This is a genomic window from Halomonas sp. KM-1 (assembly GCF_000246875.1).
Taxonomy (GTDB): domain Bacteria; phylum Pseudomonadota; class Gammaproteobacteria; order Pseudomonadales; family Halomonadaceae; genus Halomonas; species Halomonas aerodenitrificans.
Genome location: NZ_BAEU01000099.1, coordinates 1 through 17194, shown reverse-complemented (window position 1 = coordinate 17194; position 17194 = coordinate 1). Strand labels below are relative to the sequence as shown.

At 63.7% G+C, this 17194-nt stretch carries 12 protein-coding genes; 2 read left to right on the top strand and 10 right to left on the bottom strand.

What is annotated here, in order from left to right; genetic code table 11:
- Positions 1 to 1648: type I secretion system permease/ATPase (locus tag B8115_RS10535; protein WP_010627761.1), on the bottom strand; the 1648-nt coding region annotated here is incomplete at its 3' end.
- Positions 1649 to 2045: 397 nt separating this feature from the next.
- On the opposite strand from B8115_RS10535, the gene B8115_RS10530 reads away from it, so the two are divergent.
- Positions 2046 to 3890 (top strand): calcium-binding protein, encoded by a 1845-nt coding sequence (locus B8115_RS10530; RefSeq protein WP_010627760.1) that lies wholly within the window; start codon positions 2046 to 2048, stop codon positions 3888 to 3890.
- 84 nt (positions 3891 to 3974) lie between these two features.
- On the opposite strand, the gene sucD is transcribed toward B8115_RS10530, so the two are convergent.
- From sucD to sdhC, 9 genes are all read right to left on the bottom strand, one after another.
- A complete protein-coding gene (gene sucD / locus B8115_RS10525) occupies positions 3975 to 4847 on the bottom strand; it encodes a succinate--CoA ligase subunit alpha (RefSeq protein WP_010627759.1) in 873 nt (290 codons plus the stop codon).
- A complete protein-coding gene (gene sucC, locus B8115_RS10520) occupies positions 4847 to 6013 on the bottom strand; it encodes an ADP-forming succinate--CoA ligase subunit beta (protein WP_010627758.1) in 1167 nt (388 codons plus the stop codon). The genes sucD and sucC overlap by 1 nt, the downstream gene beginning before the upstream one ends.
- 170 nt (positions 6014 to 6183) lie before the next feature.
- Entirely contained in the window at positions 6184 to 7620 is a 1437-nt protein-coding gene (gene lpdA, locus B8115_RS10515) for a dihydrolipoyl dehydrogenase (protein ID WP_010627757.1), read from the bottom strand.
- A gap of 51 nt (positions 7621 to 7671) precedes the next feature.
- The gene (gene odhB / locus B8115_RS10510; protein ID WP_010627756.1) at positions 7672 to 9213 is read right to left on the bottom strand and encodes a 2-oxoglutarate dehydrogenase complex dihydrolipoyllysine-residue succinyltransferase; all 1542 of its coding nucleotides are present in this window, start codon (positions 9211 to 9213) and stop codon (positions 7672 to 7674) included.
- Positions 9214 to 9254: 41 nt separating this feature from the next.
- Positions 9255 to 12083: a 2-oxoglutarate dehydrogenase E1 component gene (locus B8115_RS10505; protein ID WP_010627755.1), complete on the bottom strand. Its 2829-nt coding sequence runs from the start codon at positions 12081 to 12083 to the stop codon at positions 9255 to 9257.
- 248 nt (positions 12084 to 12331) lie between these two features.
- On the bottom strand, positions 12332 to 13036 hold the full coding sequence (locus B8115_RS10500; protein WP_010627754.1) for a succinate dehydrogenase iron-sulfur subunit: 705 nt from the start codon (positions 13034 to 13036) through the stop codon (positions 12332 to 12334).
- Between the two features lie 14 nt (positions 13037 to 13050).
- Positions 13051 to 14823, bottom strand: a complete 1773-nt coding sequence (gene sdhA, locus B8115_RS10495) for a succinate dehydrogenase flavoprotein subunit (protein WP_010627753.1) — start codon at positions 14821 to 14823, stop codon at positions 13051 to 13053.
- A gap of 3 nt (positions 14824 to 14826) precedes the next feature.
- Positions 14827 to 15174 carry a succinate dehydrogenase, hydrophobic membrane anchor protein gene (gene sdhD / locus B8115_RS10490; protein ID WP_010627752.1) on the bottom strand — a complete coding sequence of 116 codons (348 nt, stop codon included), beginning with the start codon at positions 15172 to 15174 and terminating at the stop codon, positions 14827 to 14829.
- On the bottom strand, positions 15168 to 15545 hold the full coding sequence (gene sdhC / locus B8115_RS10485) for a succinate dehydrogenase, cytochrome b556 subunit (protein ID WP_026038040.1): 378 nt from the start codon (positions 15543 to 15545) through the stop codon (positions 15168 to 15170). Before sdhC ends, sdhD begins: the two co-directional genes overlap by 7 nt.
- A 459-nt stretch (positions 15546 to 16004) precedes the next feature.
- Between sdhC and gltA the strand changes: the two genes are divergently transcribed.
- A partial coding sequence (gltA, locus tag B8115_RS10480) for a citrate synthase (protein ID WP_010627750.1) occupies positions 16005 to 17194 on the top strand: 1190 nt, incomplete at its 3' end.

Here is a 17194-nt window from a genome sequence, read left to right as displayed (position 1 = left end):
CGTCACGGGCGCCCTGCAGACGCAGCCGCCCCTCGTCGAGCACCAGCAGCGTGTCGACGCTTGCCAGTACGCTGCGCCGATGGGTGATCACGAACAGGGTGACGCCATCCCGCTTGAGTCGTTCCAGCGCCGCCATCAGCGCGCGCTCACCGGTATCGTCGAGATTGGCGTTGGGCTCGTCGAGCACCACCAGCACCGGGTCGCCATACAGGGCCCGGGCCAGGGCCACCCGTTGACGCTGACCGCGCGACAGCACCACGCCGGACTGCCCGAGCCGGGTCTCGTAGCCCGCCGGCAGTCGCAGGATCATGTCGTGCACGCCGGCCTTGCGCGCCGCCTCGACCACCCGCTCAGGGCACGGCTCGCCGAAGCGGGCGATGTTGTCGCTCACCGTGCCGTCGAAGAGTTCGATCTCCTGGGGTAGATAGCCCAGGAAAGGCCCCAAGGCGGCGCGGTCCCACTGCTCGAAGCTGGCCCCATCGAGGCGTATCGCCCCCCTCGCCGGCGCCTGGGCGCCGGCCAGCAGACGGGCCAGGCTGCTCTTGCCAGCCGCGCTCGGCCCGATGATGCCGACGTGTTCACCGCGCTCGACGCGAAAGGCGATGCTGTCGAGCACGGCCCGGTCGGACCCCGGCACCAGCAGCGTGGCCGACTCTACCGTCACCTCTCCGCGGGGGGCGGGCAGTGCCAGGCGCTGCCGTTCGGCGGGCATTTCCCTGAGCAGCGTCGCCAACCGCCGATAAGCGTCGCGGGCGCTCACCAACCCCCGCCAGCCACCGATCATGCCGTCGATGGGCGCCAGGGCGCGGGCCAGAACGATGGAAGCGGCGATCATGACGCCCGGAGTGATACGCCCCTCGAGCACCAGCAGCGCCCCCAGACCGAGGATCAACGACTGGAATGTCAGGCGCAGGGTCCTGGCGAGCTGGATCAGGCCGCTGGCCCGGTCGCTCGCGCGAGACTGCAGGACGAGGGCGGCCCGATGTCTGGCCAGCCAGCGCTGCCGCAGCGTCGGCAGCATGCCCAGCGAGCGGGCGACTTCGGCGCCGTTCAGGCTCTCCGCGACCTGCTCGCGCGCCTCGCGATAGCGCTCTCCCGCATCCTGCATGAGCCCCCGGGTCAGCTTTTCATTGGTCAGCGTCAGGCCGAGCAGCACCAGCCCTGCCAGGCTGGCGAAAACGCCGAGCCAGGGGTCGAAGAGAAACAGCAGGGTCAGATAGAGCGGAACCCAGGGGGCATCGAAGAAGGCGAAGAGCGCATTGCCGGAAACGAACTGGCGCAGCGTGCGCAAGTCATCAAGCGGCTGCACCGAGGTACGCCCCTCGCCGGCAAGTTGCCGGGCGAATACGGCTTGGTGCAAGCGCGCCCCTAGCCGAGCATCGAGGCGGTTGCCGATACGCACCAGCAGGCGTGACCGCACCACATCGAGAAAGCCCATGACCGCCATCAGGAACAGGACGACCAGGGTAAGCAGCAGCAGCGTCTCACGGCTGCCGGTGGTAATGACACGATCGTACACCTGGAGCATGTAGAGCGCCGGCACCAGCATCAGGGCATTGACGAAAAGACTGAAGCCGAGCACCCACATCAGGGTCGGCCGGCACTGACGCAGCGCTCTTGCGAGATCGTCGACGGTCTCGGCGGCCATGGCTTGTATCCCTCCCGCAGAGATACTCTGCTCGCACTCGTGGCACGAGAGCGGCGGTATGAAGGCTTGAAGCGGGGCAGCCTAACAGAGCCGCAGCGAAGCCATGACTACGGAATGATGGTTTTCGTAACGACGGGTCTTGTTATGTTTCTTCCCCAGACTACCTCTCTCTTCATTTGCCATGAGCTTCGCCGCTTAGCATCACTCCCCGGACAATTTTTCTAGGTTGAATTAAGTGTTACAAAGCCGGAAAGCCTGTCCGATTGCCACCCTTTTGGCGCCTAGACCGCCTGTTTTTCTCGCCGCCAAGCGTTTAGCATCTCGCCGCCCGTCACATCGCAAACCTCGCAAATGAGTCTTGAAAACGAGTCCAACAAGGTGCACGAGGAGAGACGACATGTCCGTGTTAAAGGCTGGCCCATCGACGACGGCAGCGGCCCTTCAGACCCTGATCGATGACGCACCGAGTGGTGCCACCATCGAACTCTCGGCGGGTGAATATACGCTCGACGCCCCCCTGACCATCGACCGTTCCGACCTCACCCTCACCGGAGCCGGCTCCGACGCTACCCGCCTGACCTTCACCCGCAACGCCCTGGATCAGGGCCATGCCATCAAGCTGGACGGCACCGCCGACAGTCTCGACCTCGGCACCCTCGATGCCGCCGTACGGCGGGGTGACACGGGTATCGCCATCGATGCCGAACTGGAAGTGGGCGATACCCTGCGCCTGTGGCAGGACAACGACAGCGCCTTTCTCGATGAAATAGGCGACAGCGCGTGGCGCAAGCAGGAGCATGCGGAGCTGCGCACCAGCATGGCCAAGGTCACGGCAGTGGAAGATGGGCAGGTCAGCCTGGATCGTGGGGTACATTTCGATTTCGAAGCGGGCAAGACCCAGGTGGAAAGAGTGGCCAGCGTCGATGACGTTACCCTGTCGGGTTTCGGCATCGATTTCGAGCTCGGCACTCCCGACGCTGCAAGCTTCCAGAATACCGAGAGCGAGCTGACGGGCTTCAAAGGCGTGTATCTCGACGGCACCAACGGTTCGCAGCTCCACGATATCGACGTCACGAATGGCCCCTCCACCGCCTTTCATGTTTCGCGCTCAGTGGATGCCGACGTTGCCGATGTCTCTGCCGAAGGCGCTTTCAATAAAGGCGGCGGTGGCAACGGCTATGCTTTCGAGCTGCGCGAAAGCTACGACGGCAGCTTCACCGGCCTGGAGGACAGCGGCATGCGACATGGCCTGGTATTCGCCTCCTGGCGCTCCTCCGTCGATAACGACGTCGAGGTCGCTCGGACCGATCGCGACGTCAACTTCCACGGTGGACGCGACCACGGCAATCAGGTGCGGGTCGAGCGCTCGCTGCGCGACCCGGAGAACGACGGCCTGTCACCGACCCTTTGGGTGAACGAGGGGGGAGAAGCGTTCGGCGCCCCCACCGACCCGGACGCCAATCAGGTCCGTTTCGACTATGTCGTCGGCTCCCGCCGCGACGACGTGATTCGCGGCAGCGACGATGGCGTCTACCTCAACGGCGGCCTGGGTGACGATACCCTGATCGGCGGCGCCGGCAACGACATCCTGCAAAGCGGCCCCGGCGACGACTGGAACGACGGTGAGGACGTTCTGATTGGTGGTGGCGGTACCAACACCGCCCGCTATACGAGCGACTTCGACGCTTACCGCATCGACTTTGTCGACGACGAGGTACGCATCCGCGACGACAAGGGCACCGACGACACCCTCCTCGACATGCAGTACGCCGTGTTCGGTGACGGCACCACGCTGCACGTGGTCTCACGCAGCCTGTTCGAAGCCGAGCCGATGCCCGTCCCCGGCGAACGGGAAGTGCTGGCGAGTGATGGTGGCTTGCTGCCGCCGCTGATCGACGATACGGCCGAGCTGGTCGTGACCGGCAATACGCTCGACGAGTGGAGTGACGGCCATAGCGCCGAAATCTTCGTCGAGAACGTGACCCAGGAGACGCTGGCGCTGCCCGATCTCCGCTTCGACCTGGACGACGAGCTGGATACGCTATGGAATGGCGAGTTCAGCCGTGAGGGCGAGACCTACCGGGTCGGCGACTCGCGCGAGCTGGCGCCGGGCGAGGCCTGGCGCTTCGCCTACCGGGCCCAGGGCGACGACAAGCAGCTGCCGCAGGCCATTGAAGCCGACGATCTCGAACTTCAGCTGCTGGGCATGGACGCCCCGCGCTTCGACGAGGCACTGGCCTGAAGCGAACACCGGACAGTAGACGATGAAATGAAACGGGGCGCCTCGATGAGGCGCCCCGTTTGGTCAGCTGCGATGAAGCCAGGCTTACCAGCCAGTGACGTCCTTCAGCGCGTCACCGATCTGGGCCAGGGAGCGAACGGTACGCACGCCGGCATCTTCCAGCGCGGCGAACTTCTCGTCAGCGGTACCCTTGCCACCGGAGATGATCGCACCGGCGTGGCCCATACGCTTGCCCGGAGGCGCGGTGACACCGGCGATGTAGGACACCACCGGCTTGGTCACGTTGGCCTTGATGTAGGCAGCGGCCTCTTCCTCGGCGGTACCGCCGATCTCGCCGATCATGACGATGGCCTCGGTCTTCGGGTCCTTCTCGAACATCGCCAGGATGTCGATGAAGTTGGAGCCCGGGATCGGGTCGCCGCCGATGCCCACACAGGTGGACTGACCGAAGCCGTGGTCGGTGGTCTGCTTGACCGCTTCGTAGGTCAGGGTGCCGGAACGCGACACGATGCCGACCTTGCCCGGCTTGTGGATGTGGCCCGGCATGATGCCGATCTTGCTCTCGCCGGGAGTGATCACACCCGGGCAGTTCGGGCCGATCAGGCGCACGCCCAGCTCGTCGCACTTGACCTTGACGTCGAGCATGTCGAGTGTGGGGATGCCTTCGGTGATGCACACGATCAGCTTGATGCCGGCATTGGCGGCTTCGAGGATCGAGTCCTTGCAGAAGGCGGCCGGTACGTAGATCACGCTGGCCTCGGCGCCGGTCTTCTCGACCGCTTCCTTGACGGTGTTGAACACCGGCAGGCCCAGGTGCTCCTGGCCGCCCTTGCCCGGGGTGACGCCGCCGACCATCTTGGTACCGTAGGCAATCGCCTGCTCGGAATGGAAGGTCCCCTGCCCGCCGGTGAAGCCCTGGCAGATGACCTTGGTGTTCTTGTCGATCAGGATGCTCATTACTTGCCCTCCGCTGCCTTGACAACCTGCTGAGCCGCATCGGTCAGGCTCGTGGCAGCGATGATGTTCAGACCACTGGAGGCCAGCTTCTCGGCACCCAGCTCGGCGTTGTTACCTTCGAGACGCACCACCACCGGTACGTTGACGCCGACCTGCTCGACGGCACCGATAATGCCCTCGGCAATCATGTCGCAGCGCACGATGCCGCCGAAGATGTTGACCAGCACGGCCTTGACGGAGTCGTCGGAGAGGATCAGCTTGAAGGCCTCCGCCACGCGCTCCTTGGTCGCACCGCCGCCCACGTCGAGGAAGTTGGCAGGCTGGCCGCCATGGAGCTTGATGATGTCCATGGTGCCCATGGCCAGTCCGGCACCATTGACCATACAGCCGATGTTGCCTTCCAGGGCCACGTAGTTGAGTTCCCAGGCAGCTGCCTCGGCCTCACGCTCGTCTTCCTGAGAGGGATCGCGCATCGCCTGCAGGTCCGGATGCCGATACAGGGAGTTGCTGTCCAGGTTGATCTTGGCGTCGAGGCAGTGCAGGTTGCCTTCCTCGGTGATCACCAGCGGGTTGATCTCGAGCAGCGCCAGATCCTTCTCGTGGAACAGACGCGACAGGCCCAGGAAGATCTTGGTGAACTGCTTGACCTGGTCGCCTTTCAGGCCCAGGGCAAAAGCCAGCTCGCGCGCCTGATACGGCTGCGCACCGACCAGCGGGTCGATCTCGGCCTTGAGAATCTTCTCGGGGGTTTCCTCGGCGACCTTCTCGATCTCGACGCCACCTTCGGTGGAAGCCATGAACACCACGCGACGAGTGGTGCGGTCGACCACAGCGCCCAGGTAGAGCTCGTTGGCGATGTCAGTGCAGTTCTCCACCAGGATCTTGGCGACCGGCTGACCGTTCGCGTCGGTCTGGTAGGTCACCAGGTTCTTGCCCAGCCAGTGCTCGGCGAAGGCCTTGGCCTCTTCCGGGCTCTTGATCAGCTTGACACCGCCGGCCTTGCCGCGGCCACCGGCGTGGACCTGGGCCTTGACGACCCACATGTCACCACCGATCTTCCTGCAGGCTTCCGCCGCTTCCTCGGGGGTATCGACTGCGAAGCCCTTGGATACCGGCAGACCATAATCGGCAAACAGCTGCTTGCCTTGATACTCGTGAAGGTTCATCGATTCATGCCATTGGTTGCATGTGACTCGAACGGCAACCGCGAAACACCGCCTGCGACGGTCGATGCCGGGTTACCCCCGTCCGCGCCCGATACATGGCCGGGCGCGACGCGCCATCCCCATGGATGGCGCTCGTTGTTACGTCTACTGCGTACTGCCTGTTCGCCCGACTAGCGCTTCTTGCGGTTGGCCATGTGGATGGCGTGACCGTCCACCGCCAGCGCCGCCTCGTGAATCGCCTCGGAGGTGCTTGGGTGAGCGTAGCAGGTCAGCGCCAGATCCTCGGCGCTGGAGCCGAATTCCATGGCGATCACGCCTTGGGCAATCAGCTCACCGGCATGCTGGCTGACGATGTGCATGCCCAGGATACGATCGGTCTCGGCATCGGCAATGATCTTGGCCATGCCTTCCGGCGCGTTGTTGGCAAGCGCCCGACCGTTGGCCGAGAACGGGAAGGAGCCGGTCTTGACTGCAATGCCCTTGGCCTTGGCTTCCTGCTCGTTCAAGCCGACCCAGGCCACTTCCGGCGAGGTGTAGATCACGCTGGGAATGGCGTCGTAGTTCATCTCCGCCTTGTGCCCGGCGATGATGTCGGCCACCATCACGCCCTCTTCCGAAGCCTTGTGGGCCAGCATCGGACCGCGCACGCAGTCACCGATGGCATAGATGCCGGGCACGCTGGTGCGGCACTGGTCGTCGACGTGAATGAAACCGCGCTCGTCGAGGCCTACGCCGACGTTCTCGTCGACCACGCCCTTGGTGTAGGGGCGACGACCGACGCAGACGATCAGCTTGTCGAAGGTCTGCTCCTGCTCACCCTTGCCGTCGCTGTACTTGACCGTAACCTCGTTGCCCTTGACCTCGGAGCCGGTAACGCGTGCGCCGAGCTTGATGTCCAGGCCCTGCTTCTTGAGCAGCTTCTGGGTCTCCTTGGCGATGGCGGTATCGACCATCGGCAGGAAGGTGTCCATGGCTTCGAGCACGGTCACCTCGGCGCCCAGACGACTCCATACGCTGCCCAGTTCGAGGCCGATGACGCCGGCGCCGATCACGCCCAGGCGCCCCGGCACCTCGGTGAACTCCAGCGCACCGGTGGAAGTGACGACGATGTCCTCGTGCAGCGGGGTCGGCGGGATTTCCACCGGTACCGAACCCGCGGCGATGACGATGTTGTCGGCTTCATAGGTGGTCTTGCCACCGTCGTGGTCGGTGACTTCGACCTGCTTGGTGCCGGTCACCTTGCCGGTGCCGTCGATGGCGGTGACGCCGTTGGCCTTGAACAGGGCGCTGATGCCACCCACGTTCTTGGCGATGACGGAGTTCTTGAACTCCAGCATCTTGGCCACGTTGGCCTTGGGCGGTTCCAGATCGATGCCGATCTCGGCGAAGTGATCGCGTGCTTCGACGAACTTGTGGGATGTCTCGAGCAGCGCCTTGGAGGGAATGCAGCCCACGTTGAGGCAGGTACCGCCGTGAACGGTCTTGCCTTCCTTGTTGACCCATTTCTCGACGCAGGCAGTCTTCAGCCCCAGTTGGGCGGCACGGATGGCGGCCACGTAGCCCCCGGGGCCCGCACCGATGACGATCACATCAAATTTGTCGGCCATGTGGTTCTTCCTGTTGATCGGTTCGCGTTTGAGTCCGTTGATTCGGCGCCGTCAGATATCCAGCAGCAGGCGCGCCGGATCCTCGAGCAGCTCCTTGATGGTCACCAGGAACTGCACCGCATCCTTGCCGTCGATCATACGGTGGTCGTATGACAGGGCCAGGTACATCATTGGGCGGATCTCGACCTTGCCGTTGACGGCCATGGGGCGCTCCTGGATCTTGTGCATGCCCAGGATGGCGGTCTGCGGCGGGTTGAGGATCGGGGTCGACATCAGCGAGCCGAAGATGCCGCCGTTGGTGATGGTGAAGGTGCCGCCCTGCATCTCCTCGATGCCGAGCTTGCCGTCACGCGCCCGCTTGCCGAAGTCGACGATGCCCTTCTCGACGTCGGCGATCTTCATGCTGTCGGTATCGCGCAGCACCGGCACCACCAGGCCGCGGTCGGTGGAGACCGCCACGCCGATGTCCTGATAGCCGTGGTAGACGATGTCGGTGCCGTCGATGGAGGCGTTGACGTCAGGGAAGCGCTTGAGTGCCTCGGAAGCCGCCTTGACGAAGAAGCCCATGAAGCCGAGCTTGACGTCGTGTGCCTTCAGGAAAGTGTCCTTGTACTGCGCACGCAGATCCATCACCGCGCCCATGTCCACCTCGTTGTAGGTGGTGAGCATGGCGGCGGTCTGCTGAGCCTGGACCAGACGCTTGGCGATGGTCTGACGCAGACGGCTCATCGGCACACGCTTCTCGGGACGCTCACCCTCGAAGGCCGGTGCGGCGGCAGCCTGCTTGGGTGCGGCAGCGGGAGCGGCGCTCTTCTTGGCCGTGCCGGCCTGAACGGCGCGCTGCACGTCTTCCTTGAGGATGCGACCGCCCTTGCCGGTACCTTCGATCTTGCTCACGTCGAGGTCGTGCTCGGCAACCATCTTGCGTGCCGCCGGGGCCAGGATCTTGTCGCCGATCCGCTCGTCGCCCGAGCCGTCATCGGCGGAAGCGGCCGGCGTGACATCTGCGGCCGTCTCGGCACCGCCCGCACCCTCGGTGAAGATGGCCAGCACCGCCTCGGAGGCGACCTGACTGCCCTCTTCCGCCTTGATCTCGGCCAGGGCGCCGTCTGCCGGTGCGACTACCTCGAGCACCACCTTGTCGGTCTCGATGTCGGCCAGCACTTCATCGCGCTTGACCGCCTCGCCCACCTTCTTGTGCCAGGTGGCCACGGTGCCTTCCTGGATCGACTCGGGGAAGGTCGGTGCCTTCACCTCGTGAGACTTGCCGCCGGCGGCCGGCGCCGCCTTGGCCTCGCTCTGCGGCGCCGCCTTGGCGTCGGCCTTCTCGCCCTTCTTCTCGGCGCCCTTGGCGCCGCCAGCACCGATCTTGCCCAGCACCTGCTCGGACTGCACGGTATCGCCCTCTTCCACCAGCACCTCGGAGAGGGTGCCGGCTTCCGGTGCCACCACTTCGAGCACCACCTTGTCGGTTTCGATCTCGACGATCAGCTCATCGCGCTCGACGCTGTCCCCCGCCTTCTTGTGCCAGGCAGCCACGCTGCCTTCGGCAACGGATTCCGGAAAGGTGGGCGCTTTGATATCGGTAGCCATGTCGTTTCCCTTGTATGTTCTCTACGTCCCGGTGGATTCGCTCAGACGTTGAAGGCGTCTTCCACCAACTGGCGCTGCTGTTCGGTATGCACGGACATGTAGCCCGCCGCGGGTGCCGCCGATGCCGGACGCCCGGCGAACTTGAGTTCACCGCCGAGGCCGTTCTTGAGCATGTCGGCCACCGCCCGCATGTGGTGCTGGCTGGGATACCAGGCGCCCTGATTGAGCGGCTCTTCCTGACACCACACCACGGTATCGAGATTGACGTAGGCCTTCAGCGCCTCGAAGAGCTCCTCCTTGGGGAAGGGGTAGAGCTGCTCGATACGCACGATGGCGGTGTCGTCGCGGCCGTTCTCTTCGCGCCATGCCGCCAGGTCGTAGTAGACCTTGCCGGCACACATGATGACGCGAGTCACCTTCTGGGCTTCGAGGTTGCCCTGATCCGGCAGCACCATCTGGAAGTGGCCGTTGGCCAGATCGTCGAGGCTGGAGATCGCCTCCTTGTGACGCAGCAGGCTCTTGGGCGACATCACCACCAGCGGCTTGCGCAGCGGACGGATCACCTGACGACGCAGCAGGTGGAAGATCTGCGCCGGCGTGGTGGGCACGCACACCTGCATGTTGTGCTCGGCACACAGCTGCAGGAAGCGCTCCAGGCGCGCCGAGGAGTGTTCCGGCCCCTGCCCTTCGTAGCCGTGAGGCAGCAGCATGGTCAGGCCGCACAGCCGTCCCCACTTGGTCTCGCCGGAGGAGATGAACTGGTCCACCACCACCTGAGCACCGTTGAAGAAGTCGCCGAACTGCGCTTCCCAGATCACCAGGTCGTTGGGCGCCGTCGTGGCATAGCCATACTCGAACGCCAGCACCGCCTCCTCGGAGAGGAAGGAGTCGTGGATGGTGAAGCGCGGCTGGCCGTCGGCCAGATGCTGCAGCGGCACGTAGGTGCTGCCGTCCTTCTGGTTGTGCACCACCGCATGGCGGTGGGAGAAGGTACCGCGGCCCACGTCCTGGCCGGTGATACGCACCGGATGCCCTTCGTCGAGCAGGGTGGCGTAGGCCAGGGTTTCGGCGAAGCCCCAGTTCAGCGCCAGACCGCCGGCCTGCATCTTGCGGCGGTCCTCGTAGATCTTGGCTACCTGGCGCTGCACTTCGACGCCGTCGGGAATCTCGCACATGCGTGCGGCCAGCCGCTGCAGGCGCTTCATCTCGACGCCGGTGTCGGCATAGCCGCTCCACTCGTGACCGAGATAGGGTTTCCAGTCGACGAACAGCGTGGTGTTGGGCTCCTGGACCAGGGCGTTGGCGACGTGGTTGCCCGCCATCAGGTCTTCACGATAGGTCTCGGTCATCGCCTGGGCGTCTTCCTCGCTGAGCACGCCCTGCTCCACCAGGCGCTGCGCGTAAAGCGTACGCGAGGAGGGATGATCCTTGATCTTCTGATACATCAGCGGCTGGGTGCCGGAGGGCTCGTCGGCCTCGTTGTGACCGCGGCGGCGATAGCAGACCAGATCGATGACCACGTCCTTGCGGAACTGCTGGCGGTAGTCGAGTGCCACCTGGGTGGCATGCAGCACCGCGTCCGGATCGTCGCCGTTGACGTGGAAGATCGGTGCCTGAACCATCTTGGCGATGTCGGTGCAGTACTCGGTGGAGCGCGTGTCCTGCGGATGCGAGGTGGTGAAGCCGACCTGGTTGTTGATGACGATATGAATCGTCCCACCGGTCTTGTAGGCACGGGTCTGGGACATCTGGAACGTCTCCATGACCACGCCCTGACCGGCGAAGGCGGCGTCACCATGGATGTTGACCGGCAGGACCTTGGTGCCTTCGTAGTCGTCGCGGCGGTCCTGACGGGCACGCACCGAACCTTCCACCACCGGCGACACGATCTCCAGGTGCGAGGGGTTGAAGGCCAGCGCCAGATGCACCTCGCCACCCGGCGTCATCACGTTGGAGCTGAAGCCCTGGTGATACTTGACGTCGCCCGAGCCGCGCTCGATCAGCTTCTTACCGTCGAACTCGTCGATCAGCTCGGAGGGGTTCTTGCCGAGAATGTTGACCAGCAGGTTGAGGCGGCCGCGGTGGGCCATGCCGATGACCATCTCCTTGATCCCGTAGCCACCGCCGCGCTGGATCAGCTCGTCCATCATCGGGATGAATGCCTCACCGCCCTCGAGACCGAAGCGCTTGGTGCCGGGATACTTGGAGGCCAGGTAGTTCTCCAGGCCCTCCGCGGCGGTCAGGCGCTCCAGCAGATGCTTGCGCACGTCGTCGCTGTACTTGGGTGCCGAGCGAACCGACTCGAAGCGCTGCTGCAGCCAGCGCTTCTCCTCGGTATCGACGATATGCATGATCTCGCAGCCGATGGAGCGACAGTAGGTGTGCTCCAGCGCCTCGACGATCTCACGCAGCGGTGCCTTGTCCATCCCCAGAAAGAAAGAGCCGGTCTGGAACTCGGTGTCCAGATCGGCCGGAGATAGCTGGTGGAAGGAGAGGTCGAGGTCGGGAACGGGCGCCTGACTGCGCAGCTTGAGCGGGTCGATATCGGCTTTCTGATGTCCCCGGAAGCGGTAGGCGTTGATCAGCTGCAACACCTTGACCTGCTTCTTGTTCTCGCCGCTGTCGGCAGCGGCCGTCGTGGTCCGGCGAGCGCGGGCCAGCTGCTGGAACTGGTCACGTACCGGACTTAGAGGGACGTCATGGGTGGCGCTGCCATCGACGCTCGGCAGCTGATCGAAGTAGGTTCGCCACTCGTCGGGCACGGAACCTGGGTCGGCGAGGTATTGCTCGTAGAGCGCTTCCACATAGTGAACGTTGCTGCCGCTCACGTGGGAGCTGTTCCACATCAACTCCATTATGCCTTGTTGCATCTCTCGGTCACCCTACACTGATGGGGTGTTGTCGGCGCCGTCACGGGCCAGCCGCGGCGGCTTGGCTGGTGCCCTGCCGGTGGGGCGTCTCTCTTCCGGCGGATCCAGCCGCGAGGCCGGAAACCTTGAAATTCATGCTCAAGAGCCGGTACCTGTGGCACCGGCTCTGTCGCTACTGTGCGAACCGACCGCGACACAAGGTCGCGGCCAAACTGCGGCCGCTATGATAGCAAGCCACGCGCCACGATTTAAGTGGCATTCGCCAGCAACATGTCACGGATCTTGCCGATGGCCCGAGTGGGATTGAGCCCCTTGGGACATACCGCGACGCAGTTCATGATGCCGCGGCAGCGGAACACGCTGAACGGATCTTCGAGTTCCGACAGGCGTTCGCGAGTTGCGGTATCGCGCGAGTCGGCCAGGAAACGGTACGACTGCAGCAGACCGGCCGGACCGACGAACTTGTCCGGGTTCCACCAGAACGACGGACAGGAGGTCGAGCAGCAGGCGCACAGGATGCACTCATAGAGCCCGTCGAGCTTGTCGCGATCCTCGGGCGACTGCAGGCGCTCGATGGCCGGCGCCGGGGTGTCGTTCTGCAGGTACGGCTGGATGCGCTCGTACTGCTTGTAGAACAGCCCCATGTCGACCACCAGGTCGCGCACTACCGGCAGGCCCGGCAGCGGACGCAGCACCAGCTTGTTGTCCTTGACCACGTCGGACAGCGAGGTGATGCAGGCCAGACCGTTCTTGCCGTTCATGTTCATGCCGTCGGAGCCGCACACGCCCTCGCGGCAGCTGCGACGGAAAGCCAGGGTGGTGTCCTCGGCCTTGAGCATTTCCAGCACGTTCAGCACCATCAGGTCACGGCCCTGAGTGTCGAGCTGGTACTCCTGCATGTAGGGCGCGGAGTCGGTTTCCGGGTTGTAGCGGTAAATGGATACCTGAAGCATCTCGTGACTCCCCCTTAATATGTACGGACTTTCGGCTCGAAGGTGTCGACGGTCTTCGGCTTGAAGTTGACGTCACGCTTGCCGACCCGCTTCTCGGCCGGGAAGTACATGGAGTGCTTCAGCCAGTTGGCGTCGTCGCGATCCGGATAGTCGTAGCGCGAGTGGGCGCCGCGGCTCTCCTTACGCTCCAGGGCCGCGATGGCGGTGGCTTCGGCCACTTCCATCAGGTTGTCGAGCTCGAGCGCCTCGACGCGGGCGGTGTTGAAGGCGCCGGACTTGTCGACCAGATGCGCTTCGCCGATACGGCCGCGCAGATCGGCCAGCTTCTTGACTCCTTCCTGCATGTGATCTTCCTGACGGAACACACCGAAGGAGTTCTGCATGATGCTCTGCAGCTCGGTCTTGAGAGCTGCCACGGATTCGCCGCCGCTGGATTCGTTCCAGCGGGTCATGCGCTTCATGGCCGCCTCGATGTCGGACTCGGAAGCGTCGAGGTAATCGATACCCTCGTTGAGCGCGCTCTCGATGAACATGCCGGCCGCACGACCGAACACTACCAGGTCGAGCAGCGAGTTGCCGCCCAGGCGGTTGGCGCCGTGCACCGATACACAGGCCGCTTCGCCACAGGCAAACAGGCCATTGACGATGCGGTCGTTGCCGTCGGCGTCCTGCATGATCGCCTGACCGTGCACGTTGGTCGGAATCCCGCCCATCATGTAGTGGCAGGTCGGCACCACCGGGATCGGCGCCTTGACCGGATCGGCATGGGCGAAGATCTTGGACAGCTCACTGATACCGGGCAGGCGCTTGTTGAGCACCTCTTCGCCCAGGTGATCGAGCTTGAGGTAGACGTGGTCGCCCTGCTCGCCGCAGCCGCGGCCCTCGAGGATCTCCATGACCATGGAGCGTGCCACCACGTCACGACCGGCCAGATCCTTGGCGTTGGGGGCATAACGCTCCATGAAGCGCTCGCCATCCTTGTTGACCAGATAGCCACCCTCACCGCGGCAGCCCTCGGTGACCAGCACGCCGGCACCGTAGATACCGGTGGGGTGGAACTGCCACATCTCCATGTCCTGCATCGGGAAGCCGGCGCGCAGCGCCATGCCGATGCCGTCGCCGGTGTTGATCAGGGCGTTGGTGGTGGAAGCATAGATGCGACCGGCACCGCCGGTAGCCATGACGGTGGCCTTGGACTTGACGTGCACCACTTCGCCGGTCTCGATGCACATGGCGATGCAGCCCACCACGTCACCGTTGGCGTTCTTGACCAGATCGACCGCGAACCACTCGTTGAGGAAGGTGGTGTTATTCTTCAGGTTGTTCTGATAAAGGGTGTGCAGCAGCGCGTGGCCGGTACGGTCGGCCGCCGCGCAGGTGCGCGCCGCCTGGCCGCCTTCACCGAAGTTCTTTGACTGACCGCCGAACGGACGCTGATAGATACGGCCGTTGTCGAAACGCGAGAACGGCAGGCCCATGTGCTCGAGTTCGAAGACCGCCTTGGGCCCCTCGGAGCACATGTACTCAGCGGCGTCCTGGTCGGTGATGTAGTCGCCGCCCTTGACGGTGTCGTACATGTGCCAGCGCCAATCGTCGTTGGGGTCGGCCGAGGCGATGGCGCAGGTGATGCCGCCCTGGGCGGACACGGTGTGCGAGCGGGTCGGGAAGACCTTGGACAGCACGGCGGTCTGCTTGCCGGACTTGGCCAGCTCGAGCGCCGCGCGCAAGCCGGAGCCGCCACCGCCGATGATGATGGCGTCGAAGGACAAGGTACGCATGTTAGACATGAATCAGGCTCCCCACAGAACGGTAATGCCCCAGACCAGGAACACGAACACGGCCAGGATGATGACGACCTGGGCGCCGAGGCGAACGGGCGTGGACTTGAGGTAATCGGTGGTCACGGTCCACAGCCCCACCCAGGCGTGCGCGGCAAGCGAGATAAAGGCCAGCAGGGAGAAGATCCGCATCCAGGTCTGGGCAAACAGATTGCTCCAGGTAACGTAATCGAGCCCGGGGTTGAACAGCAGATACGCGACGATGAAAACCGTGTAGAGCGCCAGAATGACGGCCGAGACCCGCTGGATCAGCCAGTCGGACAGGCCGCTGCGACCCAGATTGGTGATATTGGTTACCATACCCAGACTCCCGCCAGAATGATCAGGACGGCACTGATGACCACGGTGGCCTGTGCCTTCTTCACGCCCCCCTCGAGGGTCACGCCATATCCAGCATCCATCAGCATGTGCTTGATGCCGGCAACGAAGTGAAAGGCCAGGGCTGACAGCAGCCCCCAGGCGATCAGCTTGGCCAGGATGTTGTTGGCCAGGGTGTCGCGCACGGCGAGGAAGCCTTCCGGAGACGACAGCGACTTGTCGAGGGCCCAGAACGCGAAGATGAGGCCAACGAACAGGATTACGCCGGTGATGCGGTGGGCGATCGACGTCAAGGCGGGAAGTGGGAACTGTATCGTGGTGAGGTCTAGGTTGACGGGTCGTTTGCTATTCACGGCTCTATACACACTCTCTTGGCTCGCTCTTCAACCGATGGGACCAGGCTCGAGCGGGCGGTGGTTTGAGGTAGGGGGCTCGCCGCTGCCGGGACGGGCATGACAACGAGTACCTGCCAGTCGCGCGGTGTGGATTATAGGGACATGAACCCCTAGTGACAAATACCCACCGCGCTAACTCGACCATGGTTCAAGCTCGCCATGCCTGGGATGGCAAGCAGACAGGCTCGTCGCGCCGCAACCGGCGGCCCATGGGCGCTCTCGTGGTGCAAAGCACCATTTTCTATACAACAGCTATCTAACAAAAAGTTCCATGCACAACTATGCGGTCACTTTGGCCCAATTGACAATCCCGGGAACGCTTCTATAGTGGGCTGACCTTTTTCGCGGGCCACGGCTCCAACAGGGTTTGCGAAATAACGAGTTAACGTTCCATAGCGACTTCGAGAGGAGGCCAGAATGGCTGACAGGAAAGCGACACTGACGGTAGACGGCCTGGAAAAAGCGATCGAGCTGCCCGTCTACTCAGGAACCCTGGGCCCTGACGTGGTCGATGTTCGCGGTCTGGGCGCCGAAGGCCTGTTCACCTACGATCCAGGCTTCATGGCAACCTCCTCGTGCCAGTCGGCCATCACCTATATCGATGGCGCCAAGGGCGTTCTTCTGCATCGCGGCTATCCGATCGACCAGTTGGCCAAGGAGTCCAACTTCGTCGAGGTGTGCTACGCGCTGCTGTTCGGTGAGCTGCCGACCGCCGAGCAGTACGCCGACTTCGAGTCGCGGGTGCGCAACCACACCATGGTCCACGATCAGATCAACAACTTCTTCAAGGGCTTCCGCCGCGACGCTCACCCGATGTCGATCCTGTGCGGCGTGGTCGGCGGTCTTGCCGCTTTCTACCACGACCACCTGGACATTACCGTCGAGGAAGACCGCGTCATCAGCGCGATCCGTCTGATTGCCAAGATGCCGACCATTGCGGCCATGTCCTACAAGTATAACGTCGGCCAGCCGTTCAACTACCCGCGCAATGACCTGAGCTATGCAGAGAACTTCCTCTACATGATGTTCAGCAACCCGTGCGAGGAGTACAAGGTCAACCCGGTCTACGCCAAGGCCATGGACCGCATCTTCATGCTGCATGCCGACCACGAGCAGAACGCCTCCACCTCCACGGTGCGCCTGGCAGGCTCCACCGGCGCCAACCCGTTCGCCTGCATCAGCGCCGGCATCGCCGCACTGTGGGGCCCGGCTCACGGCGGTGCCAACGAGGCGGTGCTGAAGATGCTCGACGAGATCGGCGACGACTCCGAAGAGAACATACAGCGCTTCATCGACAAGGCCAAGGACAAGGACGACCCGTTCAAGCTGATGGGCTTCGGTCACCGCGTGTACCGCAACTTCGACCCGCGCGCCAAGGTCATGAAGGAGACCTGCGACGAGGTGCTGGCCGAACTCGGCATCGACGACCCGCAGCTAAAGATCGCCAAGCGCCTGGAGCAGATCGCCCTCGAGGACGAGTACTTCGTCGAGCGCAAGCTCTACCCCAACGTCGACTTCTACTCCGGCATCATTCTCAAGGCCATGGGCATCCCGACCAACATGTTCACGGTGATCTTCGCCGTGTCACGCACCATCGGCTGGATCTC

Excerpts from the sequence above, each read along its gene's own strand:
- sdhD (WP_010627752.1), bottom strand. The coding sequence starts at position 15,174 with ATGGTAACCAATATCACCAATCTGGGTCGCAGCGGCCTGTCCGACTGG.
- B8115_RS10530 (WP_010627760.1), top strand. The coding sequence starts at position 2,046 with ATGTCCGTGTTAAAGGCTGGCCCATCGACGACGGCAGCGGCCCTTCAG.
- sdhA (WP_010627753.1), bottom strand. The coding sequence starts at position 14,823 with ATGTCTAACATGCGTACCTTGTCCTTCGACGCCATCATCATCGGCGGT.
- B8115_RS10500 (WP_010627754.1), bottom strand. The coding sequence starts at position 13,036 with ATGCTTCAGGTATCCATTTACCGCTACAACCCGGAAACCGACTCCGCG.
- lpdA (WP_010627757.1), bottom strand. The coding sequence starts at position 7,620 with ATGGCCGACAAATTTGATGTGATCGTCATCGGTGCGGGCCCCGGGGGC.
- B8115_RS10505 (WP_010627755.1), bottom strand. The coding sequence starts at position 12,083 with ATGCAACAAGGCATAATGGAGTTGATGTGGAACAGCTCCCACGTGAGC.
- sucD (WP_010627759.1), bottom strand. The coding sequence starts at position 4,847 with ATGAGCATCCTGATCGACAAGAACACCAAGGTCATCTGCCAGGGCTTC.
- odhB (WP_010627756.1), bottom strand. The coding sequence starts at position 9,213 with ATGGCTACCGATATCAAAGCGCCCACCTTTCCGGAATCCGTTGCCGAA.
- sucC (WP_010627758.1), bottom strand. The coding sequence starts at position 6,013 with ATGAACCTTCACGAGTATCAAGGCAAGCAGCTGTTTGCCGATTATGGT.